This window comes from Enterococcus lactis (assembly GCF_015751045.1).
Lineage (GTDB): Bacteria > Bacillota > Bacilli > Lactobacillales > Enterococcaceae > Enterococcus_B > Enterococcus_B lactis.
Genome location: NZ_BNJW01000005.1, coordinates 1 through 26,634, shown reverse-complemented (window position 1 = coordinate 26,634; position 26,634 = coordinate 1). Strand labels below are relative to the sequence as shown.

At 37.4% G+C, this 26,634-nt stretch carries 22 protein-coding genes and 1 pseudogene; 15 read left to right on the top strand and 8 right to left on the bottom strand.

Going from position 1 to position 26,634, the window contains the following annotated elements:
- Positions 1–113 precede the first annotated feature (113 nt).
- The 7 genes from KFO35_RS03865 to KFO35_RS03835 all read left to right on the top strand — a co-directional run bounded on the left by KFO35_RS03865 (position 114) and on the right by KFO35_RS03835 (position 8,833).
- Positions 114–893 carry an AzlC family ABC transporter permease gene (locus KFO35_RS03865; protein WP_002306712.1) on the top strand — a complete coding sequence of 260 codons (780 nt, stop codon included), beginning with the start codon at positions 114–116 and terminating at the stop codon, positions 891–893.
- Positions 886–1,203, top strand: coding sequence for an AzlD domain-containing protein (locus KFO35_RS03860; protein WP_002290769.1), 318 nt, complete (start codon positions 886–888; stop codon positions 1,201–1,203). Before KFO35_RS03865 ends, KFO35_RS03860 begins: the two co-directional genes overlap by 8 nt.
- 243 nt (positions 1,204–1,446) lie before the next feature.
- Positions 1,447–3,057, top strand: coding sequence for a polysaccharide biosynthesis protein (locus KFO35_RS03855; protein ID WP_002315003.1), 1,611 nt, complete (start codon positions 1,447–1,449; stop codon positions 3,055–3,057).
- Positions 3,058–3,214: 157 nt separating this feature from the next.
- Entirely contained in the window at positions 3,215–4,063 is an 849-nt protein-coding gene (gene fakB / locus KFO35_RS03850) for a DegV family protein (RefSeq protein WP_002315005.1), read from the top strand.
- A gap of 233 nt (positions 4,064–4,296) precedes the next feature.
- Positions 4,297–4,776: a DUF6530 family protein gene (locus KFO35_RS03845; protein WP_002290778.1), complete on the top strand. Its 480-nt coding sequence runs from the start codon at positions 4,297–4,299 to the stop codon at positions 4,774–4,776.
- Between the two features lie 32 nt (positions 4,777–4,808).
- Positions 4,809–7,052 carry an AAA family ATPase gene (locus tag KFO35_RS03840; protein ID WP_002315006.1) on the top strand — a complete coding sequence of 748 codons (2,244 nt, stop codon included), beginning with the start codon at positions 4,809–4,811 and terminating at the stop codon, positions 7,050–7,052.
- A 128-nt stretch (positions 7,053–7,180) separates the two neighbouring features.
- Positions 7,181–8,833: a glycoside hydrolase family 13 protein gene (locus KFO35_RS03835; protein WP_002315007.1), complete on the top strand. Its 1,653-nt coding sequence runs from the start codon at positions 7,181–7,183 to the stop codon at positions 8,831–8,833.
- A gap of 63 nt (positions 8,834–8,896) precedes the next feature.
- Here the strand turns inward: KFO35_RS03835 and KFO35_RS03830 are convergent, their stop codons facing one another.
- From KFO35_RS03830 to KFO35_RS03810, 5 genes are all read right to left on the bottom strand, one after another.
- A complete protein-coding gene (locus tag KFO35_RS03830; protein ID WP_002290783.1) occupies positions 8,897–9,442 on the bottom strand; it encodes a TIGR01440 family protein in 546 nt (181 codons plus the stop codon).
- Positions 9,443–9,463: 21 nt separating this feature from the next.
- Positions 9,464–9,949, bottom strand: coding sequence for an ECF transporter S component (locus tag KFO35_RS03825; protein ID WP_002290784.1), 486 nt, complete (start codon positions 9,947–9,949; stop codon positions 9,464–9,466).
- Complete coding sequence (locus KFO35_RS03820) at positions 9,939–10,751, bottom strand: hydroxymethylpyrimidine/phosphomethylpyrimidine kinase (protein WP_002315008.1); 813 nt, start codon at positions 10,749–10,751, stop codon at positions 9,939–9,941. The genes KFO35_RS03825 and KFO35_RS03820 overlap by 11 nt, the downstream gene beginning before the upstream one ends.
- Positions 10,752–11,019: 268 nt before the next feature.
- Positions 11,020–12,552, bottom strand: a complete 1,533-nt coding sequence (locus KFO35_RS03815) for an AMP-binding protein (protein WP_002315010.1) — start codon at positions 12,550–12,552, stop codon at positions 11,020–11,022.
- Between the two features lie 103 nt (positions 12,553–12,655).
- Positions 12,656–13,687 carry a tyrosine-type recombinase/integrase gene (locus KFO35_RS03810; protein ID WP_002315011.1) on the bottom strand — a complete coding sequence of 344 codons (1,032 nt, stop codon included), beginning with the start codon at positions 13,685–13,687 and terminating at the stop codon, positions 12,656–12,658.
- Positions 13,688–13,898: 211 nt separating this feature from the next.
- On the opposite strand from KFO35_RS03810, the gene KFO35_RS03805 reads away from it, so the two are divergent.
- From KFO35_RS03805 to KFO35_RS03790, 4 genes are all read left to right on the top strand, one after another.
- Complete coding sequence (locus KFO35_RS03805; protein ID WP_070704591.1) at positions 13,899–14,930, top strand: bifunctional glycosyltransferase family 2/GtrA family protein; 1,032 nt, start codon at positions 13,899–13,901, stop codon at positions 14,928–14,930.
- Positions 14,931–14,942: 12 nt separating this feature from the next.
- A complete protein-coding gene (locus tag KFO35_RS03800) occupies positions 14,943–15,869 on the top strand; it encodes a phosphodiester glycosidase family protein (RefSeq protein WP_128492047.1) in 927 nt (308 codons plus the stop codon).
- Between the two features lie 16 nt (positions 15,870–15,885).
- A complete protein-coding gene (locus tag KFO35_RS03795; RefSeq protein ID WP_002292434.1) occupies positions 15,886–16,263 on the top strand; it encodes a hypothetical protein in 378 nt (125 codons plus the stop codon).
- A 242-nt stretch (positions 16,264–16,505) separates the two neighbouring features.
- Positions 16,506–17,492: a DUF2382 domain-containing protein gene (locus KFO35_RS03790; protein ID WP_002315014.1), complete on the top strand. Its 987-nt coding sequence runs from the start codon at positions 16,506–16,508 to the stop codon at positions 17,490–17,492.
- Between the two features lie 199 nt (positions 17,493–17,691).
- Here the strand turns inward: KFO35_RS03790 and KFO35_RS03785 are convergent, their stop codons facing one another.
- Both KFO35_RS03785 and KFO35_RS03780 read right to left on the bottom strand, forming a co-directional pair.
- Complete coding sequence (locus tag KFO35_RS03785; RefSeq protein WP_002290385.1) at positions 17,692–19,032, bottom strand: sensor histidine kinase; 1,341 nt, start codon at positions 19,030–19,032, stop codon at positions 17,692–17,694.
- Positions 19,033–19,036: 4 nt separating this feature from the next.
- The gene (locus KFO35_RS03780) at positions 19,037–19,711 is read right to left on the bottom strand and encodes a response regulator transcription factor (protein WP_002315015.1); all 675 of its coding nucleotides are present in this window, start codon (positions 19,709–19,711) and stop codon (positions 19,037–19,039) included.
- Positions 19,712–19,931: 220 nt separating this feature from the next.
- Here KFO35_RS03780 and KFO35_RS03775 point away from each other — a divergent pair, with 220 nt between their 5' ends.
- Genes KFO35_RS03775 through KFO35_RS03765 form a run of 3 tightly spaced genes read left to right on the top strand, consistent with a single transcriptional unit; the run spans position 19,932 to position 22,352 of the window.
- On the top strand, positions 19,932–21,005 hold the full coding sequence (locus KFO35_RS03775) for an ABC transporter permease (protein ID WP_070704597.1): 1,074 nt from the start codon (positions 19,932–19,934) through the stop codon (positions 21,003–21,005).
- 5 nt (positions 21,006–21,010) lie between these two features.
- Positions 21,011–21,697 (top strand): ABC transporter ATP-binding protein, encoded by a 687-nt coding sequence (locus tag KFO35_RS03770; RefSeq protein WP_002329199.1) that lies wholly within the window; start codon positions 21,011–21,013, stop codon positions 21,695–21,697.
- A gap of 7 nt (positions 21,698–21,704) precedes the next feature.
- Positions 21,705–22,352 carry a TetR/AcrR family transcriptional regulator gene (locus tag KFO35_RS03765; RefSeq protein WP_002315018.1) on the top strand — a complete coding sequence of 216 codons (648 nt, stop codon included), beginning with the start codon at positions 21,705–21,707 and terminating at the stop codon, positions 22,350–22,352.
- Between the two features lie 75 nt (positions 22,353–22,427).
- Here the strand turns inward: KFO35_RS03765 and KFO35_RS03760 are convergent, their stop codons facing one another.
- Complete coding sequence (locus tag KFO35_RS03760) at positions 22,428–23,852, bottom strand: AcpB/EbpR/MafR family transcriptional regulator (protein ID WP_461401759.1); 1,425 nt, start codon at positions 23,850–23,852, stop codon at positions 22,428–22,430.
- 211 nt (positions 23,853–24,063) lie between these two features.
- On the opposite strand from KFO35_RS03760, the pseudogene KFO35_RS03755 reads away from it, so the two are divergent.
- Positions 24,064–26,634, top strand: a pseudogene (locus KFO35_RS03755) (VWA domain-containing protein); the annotation flags it as partial.

Sequence of the window (26,634 nt, the reverse complement as noted above, 5' to 3'; positions counted from 1 at the left end):
AAGCAAAAATGAGAAAAATATAATCTTGTTTTTAAATAAAACGGCTACAATTTAGCGAATTTATGTTACAATGAGTCCGCTGTTTATTTGTTGTAATTAAAGGAGATATTTTAATGAACAAAAAGAAAAGTGCGCCATGGCTTCAAGCTTTGCATGCAGTGATGCCGCTTTGTATAAGCTATATACCAGTGGGATTAGCTTGCGGAGTATTGTTGCAAAAAGTTGGATTTGATCCTCTCTTATCAGGGCTGTTATCGATTCTGGTCTTTTCCGGCGGCGCGCAGTTTTTAGTTGCATCTATGCTTACGACGCAAGCATCATTTGCAACGACATTATTGATGGTTTTCTTTTTAGAATTACGCTATACATTATTAGGAGCAAGTCTTGCCGGTTTTATGAAAAAAGAAAAGCGGACGTTTTTAGCTGTCTTTTCTCAATCCCTGAATGATGAAAACTATGCGGTGAACTACTTAAAGTTCTCAACTGACCCCTCTTGGAACAAAAGAAAGGCTTTATATGTCAATTGGTTCTCAATGGCTGCATGGGCCGGTAGCAACATGATCGGTAATTTTTTTGGCTCGGTGATTCGTGTAGATGCTGACCTTGTCCATTTTGCTTTGACTGCTATGTTCATATTTATGTTTGTCATGCAAATGAAAAACGCACTACTGATCTTTACAGGTTTGTTTTCAGGTGTATTAGGAGTGATCTTCATGGTATTATTCCAAAACACATTCGGCTTGATTGCAGCTACTGTTATTGCTTCATTTGCCGGATTTATGTTGGAGAAGGCATTTAAAAAAGAAAAAGCCAAGAAACTAAGGGATCGCGGCAAAGATGTCAATGAACCGCTCTTCAACTTCCCGGAACAGGAGGCCAACCATCATGACTAAACTATATTTGCTGTTTTTAGTTGCTTGTCTGTTCATCGTTGCGTATATTCCGCGCTTGTTCCCGATGCTTTATTTTACTCATCGAAAAGTGCCATCTTGGTTTAGTGACTGGATGAAGTATGTACCAGTAGCATTGTTTGCGGCGTTAGCTTTCAAAGATGTCTTCATTACTCATGAACATCTGGATATTGCTTGGAATATCAAAATAGCTGCAATGATTCTAGTAGCAGGTGTGGCTTACAAAACACGTTCGATGGCATTGTCAGTTTTGACAGGACTTGCGTCTGTCTTTTTACTGTCCATGCTTTAAACTGTTTTATTCCCTAAAAAAACAGAGATTGCGACATAAGTTGTTCAAACTGATCTATCCAAACTGCATTTGCATCAGCCAATTGTGGATGCAAGTTCATTTATTCGGAGAAAAAGATTAGTGTTGACTTATGATGCAAGCTCTTTTTTGTTTTAAGAATTAAAGAGGGATTTGTCCTTCTATGTTTTTTTGCTATAATAGGGAAGATGTTTATTTTATGAAAGAATAGTTGAGGGAAATTAGATGAATAAAAAATTGATGCAAGGAACATTTTGGCTAACCTTTGCTAATCTTCTATGTAAAGTTTTAGGGGTAGTCTATTTGATTCCCTGGCTAAGTATGATGGGGAACAATCAAGATGGTATGCTTGCTACGACATTATACAATGTTGGCTATCTTCCATATGGATTGTTCCTGATGCTTGGTACAGTCGGATTTCCAAATGCGATTGCAAAAAAAGTAGCTGTAGCAACAAAAGAAGGAGATAACGCTGCTTGTCGGCTGATTTTTCGAAGTACGATCAATATTATGTTCGTCATCGGTATCGCCTCTGCTGCGTTGATGTATTTATTTGCTCCTTTATTAGCCGGAATCAGTCCAATCGCTAACGTTAACAACGGGATACTAGCTATCCGAAGTTTATGCCCATCTTTGGTTGCTATCCCGATTTTGAGTGCAATGAGAGGATACTTCCAAGGGAAAAACGATTTACGACCTTATGGAACTTCTTTGATTATTGAACAAGCTGTACGAGTGATCGTTATCTTGGCTGGTACTTATTACTTGCGCGTATTGACTGACGGAACCATATTAGAAGCTGTATTGATCAGTACAGTTGCTTCTTTCTTTGGCGGGTTAGCTGCGATTATCCATATGTATATCGTCGGACGCAGAAAAGACTTCTTTGAACTTAAAGACTTTTTGATTTCCAGCCGTTACTTCGAAAGAGAAAACCGATCTGCCTCTGTCTCTATCATTCGGGAAACACTACCGTTCATTTTTGTCGGCTCCGTCATTACTATCGTTCAGATGATCGACCAAGTAACGATGAAACCACTGCTTCACTTTTTCCGTCCAGATATTGCAGATCAGCAACTGGAATTCTTATTCAGTCGTGCTTCTGTTAATCCAAACAAACTGACATTGATCCTGATTTCCATGGTAGGAACAGTTGCTATAAGTAGTTTGCCAATACTAAGCACAATGAAGAAAAAAGATCGTTTACAAATCGAAAAGACAGTAGGAGACAGTTTTTCGATTGCGTTATTGATCCTTCTTCCTTCATTGACCGGGATGTCTTTATTAGCTGGTCCATTATACACATTGTTTTTTGGTTATGATCCTGAAAGTGTTGGTTATTTCCAAATGGCTTTGTTAGCTTCTTTGTTTTTCTCTTTATTCACGATTCTGTCTACGATGCTTCAATCTCTGAACCACCATCGTTTTGCGATTCGACTAACTGTAGAAGCAATTATCCTGAAAGTCATCTTCCAAGTAATCGGACTAGGTCTAGTTGGCGGATACGGGATGAGCTTATCAAATGGCTTGGCATTCGGCATCGTCTTTGTTCGTGGTTATCACTTTATGTGCAAAGAATACCGAATAGCACCTTTAGCAAAAATCAGCAGTTTTTTCTTAAAAACTTTCCGATCTACCTTGATTATGCTTGCGGTATGTTTTATCATTTTCTTTTTGCTGAATCAGCGATTGTCAATGGAATCAAAAAGTTATGCAATGGTTTATTGTGTGGCTTTAGGAAGTATTGGGGGTTTAGTATTTTTATTTTCTCAATTCGGAAAAAATGGGTTCCGAATGTTGAAAAATGTTAAACATCGTAGCGGAAGCAAAGAATAGGCTAACTAGTCGTCTTTTTGCTGTCGCTAGAAAAACGGCAATTCGTATGATTACGCTTGTCGTTTTTCTATTTTCCAATTTTAGTTTCATATCTAATCTTACTTATGATATAGTTATGAGGTCTGGAAAAATTCTTTGAAACGAGGAAATTAAACACATGAAACTTGCAGTAGTTACAGATAGTTCGGCGTATCTGCCGGAACGTATCAAGAACCATCCCGACTTATTCGTGATTCCAATCCCTTTGATTATGGATGGGAAAATTTATAACGAAGGAATCGATATCGAAGCGGATGAATATTATGGACTTTTAAAAAACAGTAAAGATTTTCCTACTACTTCACAACCTGTCGTAGGGGAAGTTTTGGCTTTATATGAGGAATTGAAAGAGAAAGGGTATGACACGATTTTAAGTATCCATCTTTCTTCAGGTATTTCTGGTTTCGTCAACACCTTATTTGCGATGAAAGACAATATCAGTGGAGTAACGGTCATTCCTTATGACTCTAAGATCACTAGTATGCCGATGGGACATATGGTAGAAGCTGCCTTAGACTTAAATGATGAAGGTCAGCCCCTTGATGAGATACTTGCGCATGTCGATCGAATTCGAGATAATACTTACGCTTATCTAATTGTAGATGATTTGAACAATTTAGTACGGGGAGGGCGATTGACCAATGGCGCTGCACTGATTGGTAGCCTATTGAAAATCAAACCGATCCTGACATTTTCTGAAGGAAAAATTGTTTTATTCGAAAAAATCCGTTCAAGTAAAAAAGCATTTGCTCGGGCTGAAGAAATCATTGGCAAAAGAAATAACGAAATACAACCGCCAGTCAAACTTTACGTGATACATGCAAACAATTTAGAAGTAGCGATTGCGGAAAAAGAGAAATTGCAGAAAAAATATCCAAATGCAGAAATCGAAGTTGGTCATTTTGGACCAGTCATTGGTACACATTTAGGCGAAAAAGCCATCGGCATCGCCATTTCAGCGCAATAATTCCTTTTATTCAAAAAACAAACCAAAAATATTCTACATCATCTTGCTCTTTATTCACGCGATAAATGAACGTGCAGAAGAGCAAGATGATGTTTTTATGTATTTCTAACAAACAGGCTCTTTTTCTTTGCATTTCTCTCTTCAGTCATTTATAATGTCGCATATAGTTTAGTAAATTAGTAAACTACTGATTTACTAATTTACTAAAAATAGAAAGACGAGGAATTAAAATCATGGAAATACCTACAAATTTAAAACATAAACCAGTGCTCGTTGTAGAAGACTACGATAAAGTTGATGGAAGAAATGCATTGAATACGGACGCAAAAGGTCTTTCTTTGGGTCTCGCTCAATGGAATGACCGTGGAAAAGTCGACATATCAGGCAAAGTATGGCGACATACTGGAGAAAAATGGTCTCGACAATCAGAAGAATTACCAATTACACGTATTTTAGATTTAGCGATCTTAGCTGCACAAGGAAGTTTATACTTTCAAGATGCTTATCGTTATGAAAAATTCTATGATCCAGAAAATCCAGTTGTGGACATCATTGGTTTGCAGGGAAACCGGATGACAGTCGAGGTAGATACCAAAAATCCAAAGATCGATGAAGACATTATTTTGTATTACGATACACTACAAAAAGACGGAGAACTGATTGGGGAACGATTCCGTATTTTAAAACGTCTTTTAGATGAGTTAGGATATTAATAGACAGAGATGATCAAAAGGGGAAGAGAAGCATGGAGAATTTCTCACTAACAGAAAACCGGACCTTTTCACGGCTAGAAAAGCAAATGATCTGGAAGAAACCGAAAAGCCATCGGACAAGTGCAGAAGAGTGGCGGATCGCCTCTGAAATCAAAGAAAATTGGCAAGATCCTGAAATGAAAATCAGTAACGTTCTTTTAGAAGGAGACGCCGGATCGGGTAAGACACAGTTAGCAAAAGCACTATCTGCTGATTTGCAACTTCCCTATACAAAAGTGACATGTTTTGCAGATATGGATAAATCAGATGTGTTCGGCGCCTTATTACCTGTAGTAGATTCCGATAAAGAACAAGACCAAGAATTGCTGGAAGCTATTTACCAAACAGATACACTTGAAGCTGTACTGACACTGATCCAGAACCATTACGGCATTGATTCTTTTTCTGCCAAAGAAAAATTAGCAGAGTTAGTTCAAAGAATCGAAGCCGATTATCCAGATGCAATCCATTATAGTTATTATCCTTCTGAAATCGTTCGAGCGATCGAAAAAGGATATCTATTAGAGATCCAAGAGCCGACTGTCATCCGTGATGCTTCTGTTCTTGTGGCACTTAACTCAGCGCTCGAACCCAATGGGATATTGAATTTGCCAACAGGAATCATTCGTCGCCATCCAGATTGTATTATTGTCATTACCACAAATCGAAACTATCAAGGAAATCGACCCTTAAATGAATCCTTAAGAGATCGGATGCAGCATGCGGAAAAAATGGATCTTCCTGCCTTAGAAGTCATGGCAGAACGTGCGATGGCGAAAACCCAGATTCAAAATCAAGAACTCCTTATGAAGATGGCAGAGATTATCCGTTTATTGGATGAAACTGCAAAAGCAAATGCCATCAAAGGTGTAGCAGGAATGCGTTCATATTTTTATTGGGCGAATACCTATAAGCAAGGACAAGATTTACTCCAGTCGATTTATCCAAAAGTTTTGTATAAATTATCCACTGATCCAGATGAATTGGCGATCCTTGAGCAAGCTTTGTCTGAGAGTGGATTGCTATTGGAACTTCAAGACATTTTGAGAAAAGAAAAATGGGGCTATCCTCAAATAGAACCTCAATCTGAGCATGCAAAAGGAAGAACTATCGGCGCCGAAGAAGCAAACGAACGAAACATCACTGAAGATGCTGAAGAAACTTTGCGCTTAGATGAAAAGAAACAACTGTCTGCTGAAGAACCAAATGAGGGAGCAGAGAGACTAGAGAAAACAACAGAAAAAAACGAGATGCCTCCTCAAATGCAAAAAGAACGCAAGAGCGATATCGAAGGGAAAAATCAGAAGGAACAACAACAAACAGAAGAGGATTCCCAAGAAATGTCTGCCTCTGACATGGAAACACATGATAAGGAAATCAAGAAGCAATTAAATAAAGAAGCGCGGCAAATCATGAAGGAAACGATTCATGAAAAAGAAGGTCTCATCGTTCACCGACCAGCTTTCCAAGGAAAAACGCAAGAAGCACGTGAGCTACAAATGCAAGTCATGCCGATAGTAGAATCACTTAGCCGACAAATTTTAGAATTACTGGATAATGAACAAACAGAGACGTACCAAAAGGGAAAATATGAAGGACAGCGGTTTAACGCAAGTAGAGTAGCATATGGTGATTTGAGAAATTTTGACAAAAAGAACCCGCCACATGAGCAACCTTCCTTAGCGGTAGCTGTGCGGATCGATGAATCTGGATCAATGATACGGGATGATCGGATCGAAGCGGCAAAAAAAGCAGCGATTGCTATTGCAGAATTTGCTAAGAAAGTTGATATCCCCTTGTTGATTTACGGGGATACAGCAGACCGTTCAGCAAGAGAAAAAACTTCTTTGTTTTCTTATAAAGAATTTGAAGACGGGTTTCAATGGTTAAATGAAAAATTAGTCACTATGAAACCAAGACAAAACAATCGTGATGGAGCGGCACTTCGTTTAGCAGCAGAAAAATTAAACAGACAATCCGCCACAACCAAACTGTTGCTTAATATTAGTGACGGTCAGCCAAAGGCGTTGCCAGATTATACTGGCAAAAAAGCAAAAGAGGACATCCAGTCTGTTTTGAAAGAATACGAGCGTCAAGGCATATTATTTGTTTCCGCAGCTATTGGTCAAGACAAAGAAGAGATCAAGTCGATCTACGGTGAAAGCCGTTTTGTAGATATTACTGACCTAAATGAATTTCCCAAGCAAATGATTCAATTGATTGCCCGTTATCTATGATAAAATAAAGCTCAACGAACGCACTTAGCAGATTCGTTGAGCTTTTCGTTTCTAGTTACCGGTAACAAGGATACTTCTAAAATAGAATCGGTTATAATCAAGAGGGACCGTTAAAGGAGTGAAACGATATGATACAAGAACAAAAATGGTGGAAAGAAGCAGTAGGCTATCAAATCTATCCGGCCAGTTTCAAAGATAGCAACGGCGATGGACAAGGAGATATCAATGGGATCCGCGAAAAACTTGGATACTTGAAAGATCTTGGCATCGGATTTATCTGGATCAATCCAATCTATCAATCTCCATTTATCGATAATGGTTATGACGTAAGTGACTATCAAGACATAGAAAAGCGATTCGGGACGATGGAAGAGTTTGATTTATTGCTGAAAGAAGCACATGAACTGGGAATCAAAGTCATTATGGATCTTGTCATCAACCACAGTTCGGATCAGCATCAATGGTTTGAAGAATCGAAGAAATCCAAAGAAAGCCCTTATCGAGATTATTACATTTGGGTCGATGGAGTAGATGGCAAAGAACCAAATAATTGGACATCGATTTTCGGCGGCTCTGCTTGGGAATATTCTCACGAAACAGGACAGTATTATCTGCATGTCTTTGCGAAAGAACAACCAGACTTAAATTGGGAAAGTGAGAAATTGAAAGAAGAACTATTCAATATGATTCGATGGTGGCTAGATAAAGGGATAGACGGATTTCGCTTAGATGCGATTTCTCATGTAAAAAAAGATGAATATTCAGTAAAAGCCACAGAGAACCCTTTTTTTTCACCCTTTCAGAATGTCTCGGGAATCGAAGAACATTTGACTGATTTGAAACATGTTTTCGAAGAATACGATATCATGACAGTCGGAGAAGCAAGCGGCGTCACTGCAGAAGAAGGGCCGGAATGGGTAGGAAAAGACGGTTATTTCGATATGATCTTTGAATTCGATCATATCCATATTTGGCAGCAAGAAAAAGAAGGGCAATTAGACGTCCTTAAGTTAAAACATGCATTAAGTGCTTGGCAAACTTCCCTAGATGGTATCGGATGGAACGCTTTATATATGGAAAACCATGATGTTCCTCGTGCCGTTTCTGTGTTCGGAGATACCCGTCCCGAATTTTGGGCTATGTCTGCAAAAGCAATTGCTATGATGTATTTCTTTTTGCAAGGAACGCCATTTATTTATCAAGGACAAGAAATTGGAATGACGAATATGCCTTTTGAATCGATCGATCAAGTTGATGCAGTGGATTCGAAAAGACTATACGAAAGACTACTTGGATTTCCGGATTATAAGACAAGAGAAGAAGCATTGGATATTATTCGTGAAACCACCAGAGACAATAGCAGAACACCCATGCAATGGACTTCAGAAGAATATGCTGGCTTTTCTACACAGGAGCCTTGGATGATCACTAATCCAAATACCAAAACGATCAATGTAGAACAACAAGAACATGAACCGGATTCGATCTTGCAATTCTATAAGAACATGATCCGCATTAGACAAATCAATAGAGGCCTGATATACGGTTCTTTTAAAGAGTATCTTCATGAACATCCACAACTATATGTCTATGAAAGAGATTTAGAAGATGAACAGTATCTTATTATGGTAAACTTGACAGAATCATTTGCTGACTATGAACTCCCAAAAGAAGCAGATCAGTCATGGACATTACTCTTGTCAAATTCTTCTAACGGAAACTTTGAAAAAAAAGGAACACTAGCACCTTATGAAGCTTGTCTGTATAAAACAAACAATTAAAAAACTTCCTCGTTAAAGTTCAATAGTTGGACTTTCCGAGGAAGTTTTTCTGATTTACCCATCTTAATAATTTGCTCTAGGACCACCGATATATTTAGGACGAGAGCGAAGGGCTGTCACATGGGCTTGTCCCAAGGTTTTCAAACGAGGTCTGACAGGCACTTGGACATGTTTGATATGCATACCAATCGAAGTGTCACCGATATCGATGCCGGCTTGCCCAATTACATGCTCTACTTCGACAGGATCATTGAACTGCTCAAAAGCAGCAACAGAACAAGCACCTCCAGCATGTAATGCAGGAATAACAGAGACGATTTCGAATTTTTTTGCTTCTGCCACTGTTCGTTCTACCACCAATGCTCGATTCAGATGTTCGCAACCTTGGACAGCTAACGCAATTTCTTTAGGATCTAATAGCTCTTTTAACGTACGAATGATCCACTGACCAACTTCCGCACTGGAATTTTTTCCAATATGTCCACCGACGACTTCGCTTGTGCTGCACCCTAAAACAAAGAGATCTCCTTTTTTCAAGTGTGCCTCAGCCAATACGTCATTAACTATTTCAGTCAATTGAACTTTCAATTCTTTTTCTGACAACTTCATTCTCTAAAACCTTCTTTTCAATTAATATTGCTTCCGTGCTTGAATACGTTGAAGACTTGCAGTTATAGGAAAGGCAAGGCCCATACCGATAAGATTTTGAAAGATATTCCCTGGGATAGAAGCCACTCCAGCCGGCCAATCATACAAAATCCAACCGGCGATACCATAGCCGACGATCATAACTAAGCTTCCTAAAAAAAGACCAAATAGCCACATGCGAGTAGAAGATTTACTGAAAGATCCGGCAACATATCCTTGTAATCCGTGAATCACTAATGAAAAAATAGCCCATTGCGGATACCCTGAAATCAAATCGATTAATAGTCCACTGGAAGCACCGACAACTAATCCACCCATTGGACCATAAAGAAAAGAAGCAGTATAGATTCCAGCCTCACATAATGTCACAAAACCGTTCGTAGCCGGCACAGGGATCAAAATAGTTAATGAAAGTGCAACGGTCAACGCAATCAGCATCGCATAGATTGTTAGTTGTTTAGTTTTCATTTATCGTTCCTCCTTTTTGGATACCGCCAGACCAGACGCTTCCCGTATGATCATTCATCAGCACACCATTGGAAATACAATGGGCAACAAATTTTTTACTTTCTGCTACGGCTTTTGAAACATCTAATCCTAATACAAGATTCGCTGTTATTGCAGAAGAAAAGGCACAACCGGCACCATTTACTGTTGGGGTGTCGACTTTTTTCTGAGAAAACACCTCCTGATGGTCAACTGAATAGAGAAGATCCACAGCTTGTTCGCCAGCCATCCTTGTGCCGCCTTTTATTACAATTTTCTTTGCTCCTGAAGCAGTGAGCTCTTTAGCGAGATGGATCATTTCTATCAACGAAGAGGGGAGAGCTTGACCAGAAAGTAAAGCAGCTTCTGCCAAATTAGGCGTAATCATCGTAACAAGTGGAAAAAGTTCTTCGATGAGCTGTGAAATATACAATTGATTGATCACAGATTCAGTTTCTTTGAATGCCAAAACAGGGTCTAAGATGATTGGGATATTTTGTTTTGCTTTTATGAAGTCTCGAACAACCATGATTGCTTCACTTGAATTTAATAACCCGATCTTGATTCCATCTAATGTAGTCATTTGATCAATTGAAGCCAACTGTCGTTCAAGCAATTCTGAAGGAATAGATTCCAAGATAAATCGCCCATTCGTATCTAGTACCCCTATAGATGTCAGGGCGCTTAGCCCGAATAGACCAAAATCTTCAAAAGTTTTTAAGTCTGTTTGGATTCCTCCGCCAGCAAATGGATCAGAACCACCAATCGTCAAGATTCTTTTCATAACATTTCCCTCCATGAATAAGAGTATAACGAAATTTTCAAAAAAGAAAAACAGCCAATTGGCATATTTTTATCTCATCCAATTTTTAAAAGAAGCGAAAAGGGAATGTGACAAAAATCGTGTCACATTCCCTTTTTCCAATAAACGGTCTTCAATTAGCTGGTCCTCGATATTAGCTCAACAAACGGCAAAATATGAGGAACCACTTTTATTTGGCTGTTCTTATTACTTGATGCAGGACAGCTTTTTCACAACCACTTAAAAACGATTAGTTGTTTTGTGTTTTTAATTCTTTCTCGATTTGAAGCCGCTGAACTTTCATTGTAGCTGTTCGCGGGATTGCATCAAAGTCACGGATGATAGGGGCGTTCAAACGGGGAAGTTCATGGACTTGCTCCCACCAGCGATTCCAATCCATTTCTTTATCAGGGGCTAAAGCAATAATCGGCTGTGGAGAATGATTTTTATCCCTTACAATCACTACTTCTGCCAAAAAATCTAACGAATCTAATAAAAAGTCTTCAATAGCTAATGTACTGTTGATCGTTTCGATCAAATCTACTTGCCGATCTTTCAAAAATAGGTGACCACGCTCATCCATAAATCCGTAATCTCCGCTATCCCACCAATCGCCATAAACATTTTCCTGGAACCGTGCATCTTCCTTATAATAAGTCAAAGCCCGTCCTTTAGACAGTAATTGTATATGACCATCTGTATTTTCAGGAAGGACATTCCCAACTGAATCTGTGATCCGAGCGCTTGTCATGTCTTCCAGTCCAACGCCCATATCTCTTGCATCACTCGTTTTCAAACTTTCCAGTGTATGAGCCTTAAGAATCATTGGTCCACATTCACTTTGGCCATATACTTGAAGGAATACCGCATCTTGTGTTATTGATGTTCGCAAAAATGTTTCCATTGTCTGATTGTTTATGGCATCAAAAGTAGAGTGATAATAACGGATACCAGAGAAAGCTTCTGGATGTTCTTTAGCAGTAAAACTCCACTGAACAAAGTTATTCGGATGAGTCTCTAATGCGATTGGTCGGTGGGTTTCCAAAATACGAATAATTTTTGAACTTTGTGCATCTGCTAAAGGCATCATAGGAAAACCCATGGACATCAAAGAAGAGATGCCAATATTGAATCTAGAATGTACGGGGGAAATGTGAAAAGCGATTAATTTCTTTTCTGAAATTTTTGCAAAAACAGTTTTTTGCCATTTCGTTCGCCAACCCATAGAATGAGCAGAATGACAAATAAGCTTAGGGATACCAGTTGTACCAGAAGTATGGGTCATATAAGAAATTTCATTTTTAGCTAAAAACGATTGGGGAACAGGAAAAGTAGGTTGCTCCAGTAAATAAAAAATAGGAATCTGTTTTGACTTAGTCCCGTTTGAAATTTCTCCCACTCGTTTTTTTGTCTCATCATCAAATAAAATGAAGGGGTCTTCTAAACGGTCGATAAATACTTCCATTGTCGCTGTAGGTAGATGATAAGAAGTCATGACAGGCACTGCACCAAGGTAAGACACAGAAACAGCGAGAAGGTATGTGTCAAAAGCGGAACTCTTATAGATAATGACTTTGTCTCCAGATTTCACACCAAGATGGGCCAATTGATAAGCTCGATCTAACACACTTTCAAAGCATTTTTTGTAAGTTGTTTCAAGTCCTAACTCAGGAAAAGCAGAAAGCGGCTGATCACAGATAATCGGGGTCTCGGAAAAGCCAGCTGCAGCTTCTTGAAAATTCGTAAATAAATTCAAAGGGGAATACGTTATGGTCTCCATCATTCACACTCCATTATCTTTTGTTAAGTAATATACAAACTCAAGATAATCGTAACATAAACCTTTATACAATAATATAGTTTATTGTGAAAAAAAGTTCAGGTTCCTATGTGACAGAAACCTGAACGAATGCCGCTAATTCGTGATAAGAAAAATCAACCATTTTTTCCCAGATTTCTTGAAAAGAGTGGGAAGATAGGTATCGATTACCACATAAATAGTTTACCGCGTCAGCATCATCTAAATATAGTTCGGTATAATAGCGATAGGTTTTTCGGCATAATTCTGGTGATACATTCTTATACACTGTGATTTTGCTCAAAATTTGGCGAATAGTCCGAGGAGAAATTTGTTGATCATGCGAGGAACGAAAAACAAAAGAATTTTCATCCGTATTTTGTGCGGTTAACTTAAAATAGTTCTCTAGAAACGGCATCGCTTCTTTTGGTATTGGTACTTTACTCAATCTGTTTTCTTTTCTATTCAGATTAAGAATCTGCTTGGTCAAAGATACATCTTTACGTTTAAGTTCTACTACTTCATGGATCTTTAATCCGCAATACAGAAGAATGGCAGTAATCGCAAGGTTCCTCGGTCTATTCTTTTCTTCAAAGCTAGCTTCTCTGCTTGTTTGAAAGCCTTCAATCGGGATAAACAAATGCTCAAAATCTTTGAAAAGTTCTGCATCGATATATCGCGGAGCTGCTTTAGTTGTTTCCGGTAAACTTGTACCCAAAAGAGAGATCTCTTCTTCAATTACTCCTTTTTGATATAAAAATCGTAAAAAATGATTTAATGAATATTGCTTCCTCGAAATCCCGTAGTAGCTATTTTCAAACAATTGCTCCGTTTCTTGGTTCGCTGTAGTTTGGAACGAACGAGTATGTCGATAGATTTTAGCTAAGAAATTCTGATAATCTTGTTTTTCTAAACGGATAATCAGCTGATCATCCACTTCTTCAGAAAATACTTTTCTCAAATAATCAGTAAACAAATGGAAATCTTTTGCATATTCATAGCGACTACCTAATGATAAAGAAGAGCGATTTTCTTCTAAAAACTGTTGAAAGACGGAAGGGAGCAAATGTGTACGTTGTTTTAATTTTTCTTGCAGTTGTTTTCTAGTTTTGCTGTCCAATACAAATCCCTCCAGTTATTGTTCATTTCCTTTATTTTACCGCATTTCCTCAAATGACGATAGGGAATTTGTCTTGCTTTGATAACGAACATCCATGTAACTGTCTTTTAAAAGTCTTTACAAAATCAGAGGTGATTCTCTTAGTTTTTAAGAAGCCCTTAAGTTTCACTTGCAACAATAACTACAATTTCAAATAAAAGCAGGTGAGTATATGTCAGCTATTCTATTAATTCCAATCTACGAACCCACAGAAAACACTGTATTCTTCATTAATCAATTAGCACAATCTGTAAACGTACCGATTATCATTGTTGATGATGGAAGTGGGAAAACCTATCAAAAACTGTTTCAGCGAATGGAACATCCTAATATCACTAAAATTAGCTACTTTGACAACAAAGGCAAGGGATATGCATTAAAATTCGGCTTTTCAGTTATACTTGATTCCTATCCAGACATTACTGGCGTTGTCACAGCAGACAGTGATGGTCAGCATGAAATCGAAGACATCCAAAAAATGCTAGTGGCAGTAGATCGATTAGCTGGTCAGGAATTCCTTTTGGGTGTAAGAGATTTTTCGTATGAAAACACGCCCTTTCGAAGCTATTTCGGGAATCGAATGACGAGCGGTTTTTATTATCTTTCCTCAGGTATCCACTTACAGGATACACAAACAGGACTGAGGGGATTTTCTATCTCTAGTTTATCTGAACTGCTCAAAATCGAAGGAAATCGGTTTGAATATGAAATCAATCAACTGCTAGTTTTACCAAAGATCGGCTATCGAATGACTACGATCCCTATCAAAACAATATATAGCGATGGAAATAAAGGTTCCCATTTTCGAATATTCCAAGATTCCTATCTTGTTTATCGTCCGTTCATTCGTTTCTTTTTTTCCTCGATTTCCTCTTCATTGGTGGATATTGGACTATTCTATTCCATTATATTTTTTATTGGAAATCATACAATGGCTTCTTTGTTGATTGCTACCATACTTTCTAGAGTACTATCAGGAATTTTCAATTATCAAATGAATCGACATTATGTGTTCAGAAAGCAAAGAGCCCATACTGCTTTTTATAAATACAGCTTATTGTTTCTCTTTCAACTGATTTTAAGTTGGCTAAGTGTGTCGATCCTTTCGGTTATTATTCAGTCGCTTTTGCTTTGTAAGGCCGTTGTGGATATTTTATTGTTTTTTGTCAGTTTTTCGATTCAAAGACGCATAGTCTTTTGTTAGGAGGAAATCTTTATGAAACATTTTTTACGAAAAAAATATATGTGGGCATGTCTATCGAGTGTTTTCTTGTTAGGAAGTTCAAGTTATATATTATTAAAAACATTTGTTTTGCCTCAGAAAATAGCAGCAGTAGAATCGGTATCCAATGAGACTTCCACTTCGACAACAGACACAAAAAATACGAGTAACTCAAGTTCTTTTGAACCAGTGATTACAGATAATAGCTACCAAGATGAAAATATCAATATCACATTATCTTCAGAACGTGTTGATGAAACCACAGTTTATGTTGCTGATATTACAGTAAGCGATTCTAGCTATTTAAAAACAGCTTTGGCAAACAATACGTATGGACGCAACATCAAAGAAACTACATCTGCGATCGCACAAGAACAACAAGCGATTTTAGCGATAAACGGAGATTATTATGGTTTTAGAGATACAGGATATGTACTTAGAAATGGCACACTATATCGTGATACACCTAGTGAAGATGAAACAAAAGAAGACTTAGTAATTGATAAAAATGGTGATTTCTCAATAATAAAAGAAGCAGAAACATCTGCTGAAAAGCTAGTAGAAGAAGATGTACAACAAGTTTTATCTTTTGGTCCTGCTTTAGTTGAAGATGGAGAAGTCACTGTTTCTGAAGATGAGGAAGTGTCGCAGTCGATGCAAAGTAATCCACGAATCGCAATTGCTCAAGTTGGAACAAACCATTATCTCGTTGTTGTTTCAGAAGGTCGAACAGATGATAGTCAAGGGTTGAGTCTCAGCGAACTAGCAACTGTATTGAAAAATCATGGAGCAAAAACCGCATATAATTTAGATGGTGGAGGGTCAACAACGCTTTATTTCAATGGAAAAGTCATTAATCAAACAGTCGGCGGAAGTGGAAACTCTGAACGATCTGTCAGCGATATCGTTTTTATAGGTTAAGAAAAGGGGTATAATTATGAATAAGAAAAAAACGTTTTATAGTTATTTTATTAGTTCAGTCATTCTTTTCATCTTTCAATTGGTTTATCATCATTTTAGCCACGGGGTCACTTCACAAGCACTGAAATGGGTCTGGGTTATTCCAATGGTAGGAGGGGCATTCCTTTTTATTTTCGAAAAAATATTAAATACTTTTCGAAATCGCCTGGCTTTCAATTTATTCAATACGGGTTTGGCTAGCTATATCGTCGGAATGATTCTTAAAGGAATATTAGAAATAGCTGGAGCTTCATCACCTTACATAGGAATTTATCCTATGATAGGAACGATTATACTAGGAATCAGTCTATTTATCTATATAAGTAGCTTGCTTATTCAAGGATTGGATAAATAATACAATCGTAATAAATGGAAAATATAAGAAATTTTTTCAAAAAATTTCCTATAGGAATAAATGCACAAATGACTATTTTAGTGATATATATTTTGCTATTAGCATAGATATTCCAAAATTTCAATTAAAATGTTTTAATCTAATTCCAATCTAAATATTTGTAGAAATCAATCGTCTCCTATAGAATAAATTTATAAGTAAAAATATACCAATCATAAATCTATTTGCTAGGAGGAATTTACATGGAAGACAAAAATTTAACAGTCATCGGTAGCTACAGTACAAGGGATGAAGCATTATCAGTAATCGAACGGTTGCGTAACGAAGGGTATGATCGAGATGATATCGTTATTTATACTACTGATGAAGCAGCAACTAGACTGGGATTCGACGGATTATCCGGTATAGATGTTGAAACAGATGAGAATCGGATGGATGGCGAAGAAGATCGCTCTTTATGGGAAAGAATAAAAGACACTTTTTCTTTTGATACCTATGATTCTGAGACGGCTACGCCAGAAAATGATCCTTTATATCAGTATAGAGGAGATATTTCTGCTGGAAAATTTGTCATCACAGTAAAAGGCTATCGTCAGCCAGAAACAACAAAAGACACAATGGATACGCAAGATACAGTTACCCCGGCAAGCACAATGGGAACAGGACTAGGGACTGGGACTGGCACTGATCCAATGGACGTAGATGGCACGACAGGCTTTCAAAATACAACAGATCCATTGAATATGACACCAGGAACTGATCCGATGGACGTACCTGGCGAAGCTGATTCTATGAGTACAAAAGAGACGGAAGACATCGATCGCAAACCAAATCTAGATGATGATACGATTCAACTAAAAGAAGAAAAATTAGATGTAAATACACATGATGTTACCACTGGAGAAGTCGACATCCACAAACATATGGTCAACGATACTGAAACGGTAGAAGTACCGGTCAAACGTGAAGAAATCGTCATCGAGCGCAAACCAGTAACAGATCCATCTTCACAGGGTACAGACGAAAACTTGGAAGATGACACAATCACTATCCCAATCAAAGAAGAGCAAGTAGATGTTAGCAAGCATACAGTTGTTCGTGAAGAAGTGGGAATTCATAAAGAAGAACATGAAGACGTTGAAAAAGTGACAGAAGATGTTAGCCGAGAAGAATTGGATATTGACACAAGCGGTGATGTACACATTGAAGACCGCAATAAAAAATCTTAAGCGTAAGCTAAAGAGGTTGTGACAGAAGTGGTCAGCTTCAAGAAATAAGAAGGAGTTTACGAAATTTGTTTCTCAAATTTTTGTGAAATTTCGGCTTATTTCCGAAGAAGCTACTTCTGGAACACCGTTTATTCGGAAAACAGGGCTGTGACAAGATTATTGTCACAGCCCTTTTCCTAGTATGTTTTAGAGTTAAGCATTATTTTTTAGGCTTCAACGGTAATTGGACTTTAAAATCAACTCCTTGTGGAAGATAATTGGATACAGAAATTTGTCCGTGGTGCTGTTCGATTATCTGTTTTGCAATCGCCAATCCAAGTCCGTAACCGCCAGTTTCCTTCGCACGAGATTGATCTTCCCGATAAAATCGATCAAAGATTCTTACTTGATCTTCTTCACTGATAGAAGGGCCAGTATTCTTTACGTGAATCAGCCATTCTTTATGGTTAACAGACGAATCTAAAATGATTTTATCTTTTGGATTCGTATATTTTAAGGCATTATCTAGCAAAATAACCAAAACTTGATGGATCTTTTTTTCGTCAATTGGTACTTCTGATGTTGCCTCGTTATGAAGGATAAACTCCTTTCCGTCTATGGTGGCCATCTCTTGAAATGGTTTAACAAGGTTTTCGATATATTCCTGTGTATTGATCATTTGTTTTGAAAGTAGCTGCTGATCAGAATCATTTCGGGCAATCGTCAGCAGATCTGAAGTCAATCCAGTGAGCCGTCTCGTCTCTGACAATGCTTGAGCAATACTTTCAGATTCCTCAATGATGGTATGATCAGGTTTGGTAAATAGATGTTCCAAACTATTTTGAATAATCGTTAACGGTGTACGTAATTCATGAGAAGCATTTTCGACAAATTCTTTTTGTCTTCTCCAAGAAAGAATGATAGGGCGCATGCTTAGACTAGACAAGTAATAACTAATGCCAATTGAGATAAGCCAGAAAACAACCATACACAAAATCATAATTGTGCGAAAAGTTGCTAATGAATTTTTGATTTGATTTGTATTTTCTAAAATTTGGATATAGGCAACACCAACTTGATTCGTCTCTGCTTTTTTCGTTATCGAGCGGAAGGAGAGGGTAGATGAGTCGTTTTCTTCATTTAATTCAATATTTTGGATGGTATTCAGATTTTTTGTATCCATTTTTAATTCTTTGATCTGATTGAAGCGTCCACCAATAGCTGCCTTATTCAATATCTCACCATTTTCAGACCACAAGATCACTTGAGTGTTAAATCGGTCATTTGATGGTTCCATCAATGGTTGTTCCATGTTTGTTCTGTTTTGTTCCATTTGATTCGGGTTCAAAAAGGGATCACCTTGCTGATACCTTTGTATCTCTAATTGTACTGTCCGAGAATCAAAATCTGTTTTCTCTAATGAAAGATCCGTTTCTCTATACGCAGATTGGTTCAATATCTGTAAAGTAATAAACCCCAGAAGAAAAAAGATCAAAGCAAATGCAGCTACATTCGTTGCAAAAAAACGGCTACGCTGCTTGCGTGTAATATCTCCATTCATTGCATCACACCCCTTGCAATATATAACCAACATTACGTAAAGTTTTGATTTCTTTATCTAGTCCAGTACTGCGTAGATGTTTCCGTAAATTGCTCATGTAAACTTCAACAACTGTAATCGTCGTATCAGAATCAAATCCCCAGATCCGATCAAATATCTGCTCTTTTGTCAAAATGATTCCTTTATTTTGTAAAAAATAAACGAGTAATTCAAACTCTTTTCCTTGTATGGGCAAAACTTGTTCTTTATACAATACTTCATTACTTTTTAGATCACAACTGATATCCTTATACTTCAGAATGTTTTCATCAAAGAGACCAAGCGATCGTTTCAATAATGCTTTCACGCGCATGATCAATTCTTCTCGATAGAACGGTTTTGTCAGATAATCATCTGCACCACGTTCAAATCCTTCAATCTTATCTTCCAAACTATCTTTTGCTGTCAAAATCAATACAGGAGTCTGTATTTTTTCTTTCCGTAACTTTGCTAGGACTTCATAACCATTCATTTCCGGCATCATCAAATCCAAGATTGCAAGGTCATAAACACCGCTTTCCAACTCAAACAGTCCTTCACCACCGTTATAAACTTGTGTTATCTCACCAATTGTTGTGAGTATTTCTTTTATATTATTGGATAATACCTTATCGTCTTCTACTACTAATAGTTTAAACATTTTCCCACCTCATTCATTTGGTCACTTTAGTTTAACATGGATAACATAAATAAGACTTAAATAATCCTATTATGACACATGTTAAGATTTTATGGAAAGGTGTCTTAGACAATTTATTGATAAAAAAATCCAACAGAAGTGACAAAATGTCACTTTAGAGTTACACTATTCAACGAGTGACATTTTGTCACTATCAACATATCATAGGGAGGAAAATCAAATGTTTCTAGCTATCAAAGAAATTCGCTATTCTAAATTACGGTATGGCTTGATCATCGGGATTATGTTCTTGATTGCGTATGTCGTATTTATGTTATCTGGACTAGCAAATGGGCTTTCTGAAGAATTCAAGAAAGCAATCGATGATTGGGATGCACAAGAGATTGTTTTATCAGAGGACGCCAATCAAGTATTTGCTGCTTCACAATTAACAAGAGAAGATCTGACATATATTGAAGGAGGAGAAAAAGCCCCGATTGGATTATACAGCGGTGCAGTCAAAGGAAAAAATAAAGAAAATGTCACAGTTTTCGGCACGTCAAAAAAAGCATTCTTATTACCAAAACTCACGAAAGGGCATGAATTCAAAACAAAGAATGAGATTATCATCTCGCAAAACCTGGCTGATTCAGGTTATAAAATCGGAGATACGATCAAAATTGGCAGTTACAACGATCCTTTGACGATTGTTGGAATCTTTCCTGCAACTTATTACACTGTTTCTCCAGTCATCTATACATCTCTTGATACGTGGACTGCTTTGAAGTATGGAAAACAGCCATTTGCTTCTGAAGAGGAACAGCCAATCAATGGAATCGTTACAAAGAATTCTGCTAAAATTTCGAAAGAAAAAGCATCAAAGAAACTACAGTTACTAACTATTGAGACGTTCATTGAAAGCATTCCTGGCTATTCTGCCCAAAACATGACCTTAAACGCGATGATCTACTTTTTGTTCTTAGTAGTCGCTGCCGTAGTCGGTATTTTTATGTATGTGATTACTCTTCAAAAAACTGCTATTTTTGGAGTAATGAAAGCACAAGGAATCAAAAATTCCTTCATTGCTAAATCTTTAGTTGCACAGTCATTTATTGTGGGGTTGGTAGGCGTCCTGGTTGCTCTTGTGTTTGCTTATCTGACTAGTCTGATTTTACCAAGTGCGATGCCTTTTGCTGTTTTTTGGTCCCAATGGCTGCTATATAGTGGGATTTTGATCATTGTCGCGATGCTAGGCGGACTCTTTTCAATCCGTACAATAACAAAAGTAGACCCAATTACAGCAATAGGAGGTTAATAAAAATGAAAGAAATATTGACAATGAAAAAAGTTACCAAGACATTCGGTTCTGGTCATACAAAGGTCTCAGCTTTGAAAGGAATTGATTTTTATGTAAAGGAAGGGGAATTCGTCAGCATTATTGGTCCTTCTGGTTCAGGTAAAAGTACTTTTCTCACCATTTCAGGAGGATTGCAAACACCGACTTCCGGAGAAATAGTGATCAACGGTCATTCATTAACTGAACTTCCAGAAAAAAAACGAGCAGATCTGCGTTTTCAAGAAATTGGATTTATTCTCCAAAGCTCTAATCTGATTCCTTTTTTAACGGTAAAAGAGCAATTTGAACTAGTTGATCAAGTCACTTCAAAAAAAGATGTTTCCAAAAAAAGCGATTCTTTACTGCAATCTTTAGATATCCAGTCACTAAAGAACAGTTATCCTAGAGATCTTTCTGGTGGGGAAAGACAGAGAGTGGCGATTGCTCGCGCTTTATATAATGAACCGAGCTTGATCTTAGCGGACGAACCAACAGCTAGTTTAGATACCGATCATGCATATGAGGTCGTGAAATTACTGGTTAAGGAAGCTCATGAAAAACAAAAAGCAACTATTATGGTTACTCATGATGTCCGTATGATTCAGTGGAGTGATCGCGTTTATCGAATGGAAGATGGGTACTTGACAGAAGAAGAGAAAGAGAAAAAATGAGTACTTCATGACAAGGATGGGCAATCCACGTATAATCAGAGATAAAGGAGAGATGTGGATGCCAAAAGAAACTTTTTTCAATTTGCCGAAAGCAAAGAAGCAGCGAATCGACGACCTATTGTTAGAGATATTTTGCTCACAGCACATCAGCCAAGTAAAAGTCTCAGAAATTGTTGAGAAAATGGGAATGTCACGCGGCGCTTTTTATAAATATTTTCAAGATTTAGAAGATGCTTATTTGTATACGATCAAAAGCAGTTCTCATATAGTCCATCAAGATATCTTGACATTCATTAGTGAAAACAAACAACATTTCTTTTTAGGGATCGAAAAGTATTTGGAGTGGTGCAGCGATTTAGATCACAATAGTATCTATTGGCAAAGATTATACTTATTGACCCAGAGAAATGATCAGCAGACAACCAAACGCAGAGAGCTAACTGCTGATTCTCCTATGAACGACAAATGGCTAGAATTACTAAAAATTAATCATTTTACCATTCAATCGTCGGAAGAAGCAGTTAGCTTCTTATACTTCTCCATGTCTCTCGTAATGAACTCATTGACGGATCTCATTGCAAATGGCTGGACAAAAGAAGAACTATTAAAAGATTTTCGCTATAAATCTCGTTGGATTGCAAAAGGTATCCAATAAAAAGAAACAGCTATGTCTATTTGTCCTGACATTTTTATCAGGATGGTAGAGTATACATAGCTGTTTTTTGATTGTTTATAGCTCAAATAAGCGGATCAGTTCTTCTTCATTTGCGAATGACACACTATCATCAATCAACATATAAGGAACATGGGTATTCGGAATTGGTTGATTCGTGACGATCAGGTCATACTCAAGAAGATTGTATTTCGAAAGTTGATCTTCAGTGATAGCAGTTGTTTCAGAGTGAATCTTATGCACAGCAAGAACATCACTGACATATTCTTCAATGTATCGACTATGTCGAAGACTTAAGTCACTGACGATCAGTATTTTTTTATCGGAAGTATAATGGTGTATTTCAGGATTACCGATAAGCATCCAAAATATATAGCTAGATAAATAATAAATCAAATTTCGATTCAGTAGGGTGGAATAAAATTGAAGTTCTGCACGAAATCCAGCATATAGACGTATATGGCGATGTTGCATCTGTTCCGCAAAGAAAGTGGCACGGATCGTCAAATGAGTCGTATCGTATGGAAAAATACGTGAGAAAAAATAAATTTGAGTTAAGAGTCGAACAACAAATTCTTCGTTTTTTTCTTTGCAATCAGCAGATGAAAATGAACAGTAGGATATATTTTTTCGTATCTGTTCACTGATTTCATTTTTTTCTTTCTCCGAAAATTCTGAAAAAATCGTATTGACAAAATAGTTCACTACTTTTATATAGCTGCTGTACTTCAATTTCCCTAAAAGATTTTTCAAGATCAAAAAGTCTTTTTTATCTATATTTATCAACTTTACATATGGGTCTCCAGCTTTCCATTCGAATGGATTTCCTTGTGATTCCCGCATAAGATGCACAACAAAATACATAATAAAGAAAGATTGCTCATAAGGACTTTCTTCTTGGAATAAATTCAACTGACAATTGTTCTTTGACATAATTTCTTTGATCTTCTTTTTTTCGATTGGAAATGGCAAAGTACGTCTTCCATAGTAGCTTAAAAAGAAAAAGGTGACAAAGATACGCAGCTGGAGCTCACTTTTCAGGCTAGTCAACTGAAACCCTTGATCGACGATTACTTTTAATAAATAGCTTTCTAAAATTTGATTGCATTGTTTCAACTTACGCGTAAAAGAAGAACGACTAATCGAGATTTTTTCACAATAATACTCGATCGTTTTACCCGGATTGACAATGATTTCATTTAATAGACGACTATTTGTAGAACTTTGTGACATTTCCATTAGCACATTTAAATAAGCCGGTACATTCAAATGTTCAAGTCGATACCCCAATTTTTGTGAAGACTGAATCGTTACATCCGTTCCCCAGCGGATTTTGATTTCTTCGATATACCTTACAAACGTAGATTCCGAACTACCGATTCGTTTGGCAAGTTCTTTTTTAGTCATCCACTTGTCAGAAATGGATAGAATCCGAATGATTTTTTCCATCTTTCTATAGTTTCCTTCCAGCAACCTGATCATATGTTTTTCTCTCTCAACCCTTTTCTTTAATGAAACGCTCATTAATCAAAGGAATCAACGTCATAAATGAAACCAATTGGTATGAAAATTGGTGTGATTCCCTCTAGTGCCCTTCGTATAATAATTATCATATTAGAATAAATACGTTTATTTATTTTAATAATCATCACTATTCACGTCAAAACAGAAAAAAATAAAAAGGAGGGGAAAAATGACGACCACAGGGAAGAAGCTGAAAGTTGTTTTTGTGCTGATATTATTGAGTTTATCGAACATTCTGCCTGTAACTGCAACAGCAGAAGCTACAGATAATCCAACGATGTTAGAAATCATTTCAGCTGAAATCACTTCAGATCAATCTGGGAAAAAAGCACTGAACGTCAAACTAAATGCGAATAACAACAGTACAGAAAAGGTAGAGAAAGAAATTGGTCTAGTTGAGAATTACTTAAGAGATGTGGAAAGAAAGGAAGGAGATGGCTATGCTTATCAGGTAAAAAGCGGGAAAACCACGCTGGAAATCTCTCCAAACACTAAACAAACGATCAATCTAAGTCTTCCAATCGATCCAACACTTTATCACAGCCAGACAAATAAGCTGATCGTCGATAATAAAGAGTATGACATTACTGATGCGACAGAACACAAGAAAGAGACAGAAGTGTCAACACCAAATACAGACGAAACAAAAGAAGGAATATCAGAAGAAAATGAAAATTCTGTCAGTCCCTTTACATTGCCTACATTGTCTTTGCCAGCTATGACTGTTTCAGCTAACCAGACGATTCCTACAGAGTATACGACGGATGATCAAGGCACTTATCCTAAAGCCAATTGGCAACCTACAGGAAATACAAATGTTCTTGATCACCAAGGTAATAAAAATGGATCAAATCAATGGGATGGGATAAATTCTTGGGATGGAGATCCTAATGATCGGACTCATTCGTATATCGAATACGGGGGAACAGGCAATCAAGCAGACTATGCGATACGTAAGTTTGCAAAGGAGACAACTACACCTGGATTGTTTGATGTTTATTTGAATGCCCGTGGAAATGTACAAAAAGATATCACGCCTCTTGATCTCGTATTGGTCGTAGACTGGTCAGGAAGTATGAACGACAATGATCGGATCGGTGAAGTAAAAATCGGTGTCGATCGTTTTGTCGATACTTTAGCAGATAGCGGTATCACAGACAAAATCAATATGGGATATGTCGGCTACTCCAGCGAAGGCCATCTGTACAGTAACGGTACTGTGCAGATGGGTTCATTTGATTCAGTAAAAATCAAGTAAAATCCATCACACCTTCATGGACAAATGGCGGTACTTTTACACAAAAAGGACTAAGAGATGCAGGAGACATGCTATCCGTTCCAAATGGACATAAAAAAGTGATCGTCTTGCTGACGGATGGTGTACCGACATTTTCTTATAAAGTACAGCGAGTACACGCACAATCAAGCAACGATTATTACGGTACCCAGTTTTCCAATACTCAAGATCAGCCGGGAAATACTTCTCTAATCTCAAGAATCTATGATGCACCTGACCAAAACAACCAATCCAGAAGAATAGACAGCACATTTATCGCAACTATAGGAGAAGCGATGGCGCTCAAAGAACGAGGAATCGAGATACATGGTCTTGGTATCCAACTTCAAAGCGATCCAGCAGCTGGTCTATCCAAAGCAGAAGTAGAGTCTCGTATGCGGCAAATGGTTTCAGCAGATGAAAAAGGTGACCTTTATTATGAATCAGCCGATCATGCAACAGATATCTCTGAATATCTGGCTAAAAAAGCTGTACAGATCTCTGCAACTGTAAGTAATGGACAAATAAATGATCCAATCGCAGAACCATTTATTTATCAACCTGGTACACTTTCAGTCAAAAGCGTGGGAACAAACCCTACAACAGTTACTCCAACTATTTCTATAGATGGAAATACGATCAAGAGCAATCAGATTTATTTAGGAAAAGACCAAGAAATCCAAATCCATTACCAAGTGAGGATCCAGACAGAAAACGAGGACTTCCACCCGAATTTCTGGTATCAAATGAACGGTAGGACGACTTTCCAACCAAGTATTGACACTGACGAATTAGCTGAATTCGGTATACCATCTGCTAAAGCTCCCGGAATCAATCTTCACATCAAAAAATTATGGGAAGAATTTGACAATAATCCAGCTAATCGTCCAGATCAAGTCACTTTTGAAATCCAACGGAACCATACAACAGATGCTGCAGCTTGGAAAAACGGATATATCCGCATCACTAAACCAGCTAAAGATACTGCAAATTCGTGGGAACGTGCAGACGTCGACAAATTATCTGCAAATAGCGGAGAAAGTTATCAAGAGATATTATCACTGCCTCAATATAATAATCAAGGTCAAGCATTCAGTTACCAAACAATCAAAGAACTACCTGTACCAGGATATGATTCTCAACAAATAGATGCACTGACATGGAAGAATACTAAACAATTCACACCGTTAGACTTAAAAATAACGAAAAATTCCTCTACAGGAGAAAAGAAACTCATTGGCGCTGTTTTCAAATTAACAGGAGATTCTATTGATACTTTACTAACTGATAATGGTGATGGGACCTATTCTCTTCCGGAAAATGTCAAATTGCAAAAAGAAATGACTTATACACTGACAGAAACAAAAGCTCCAGAAGGGCATGAATTAAGCAAAAAGACTACTTGGGAAATCAAGATTGCTTCTGATGGTACGGTAACCATTGATGGAAAAACAGTCACTACTT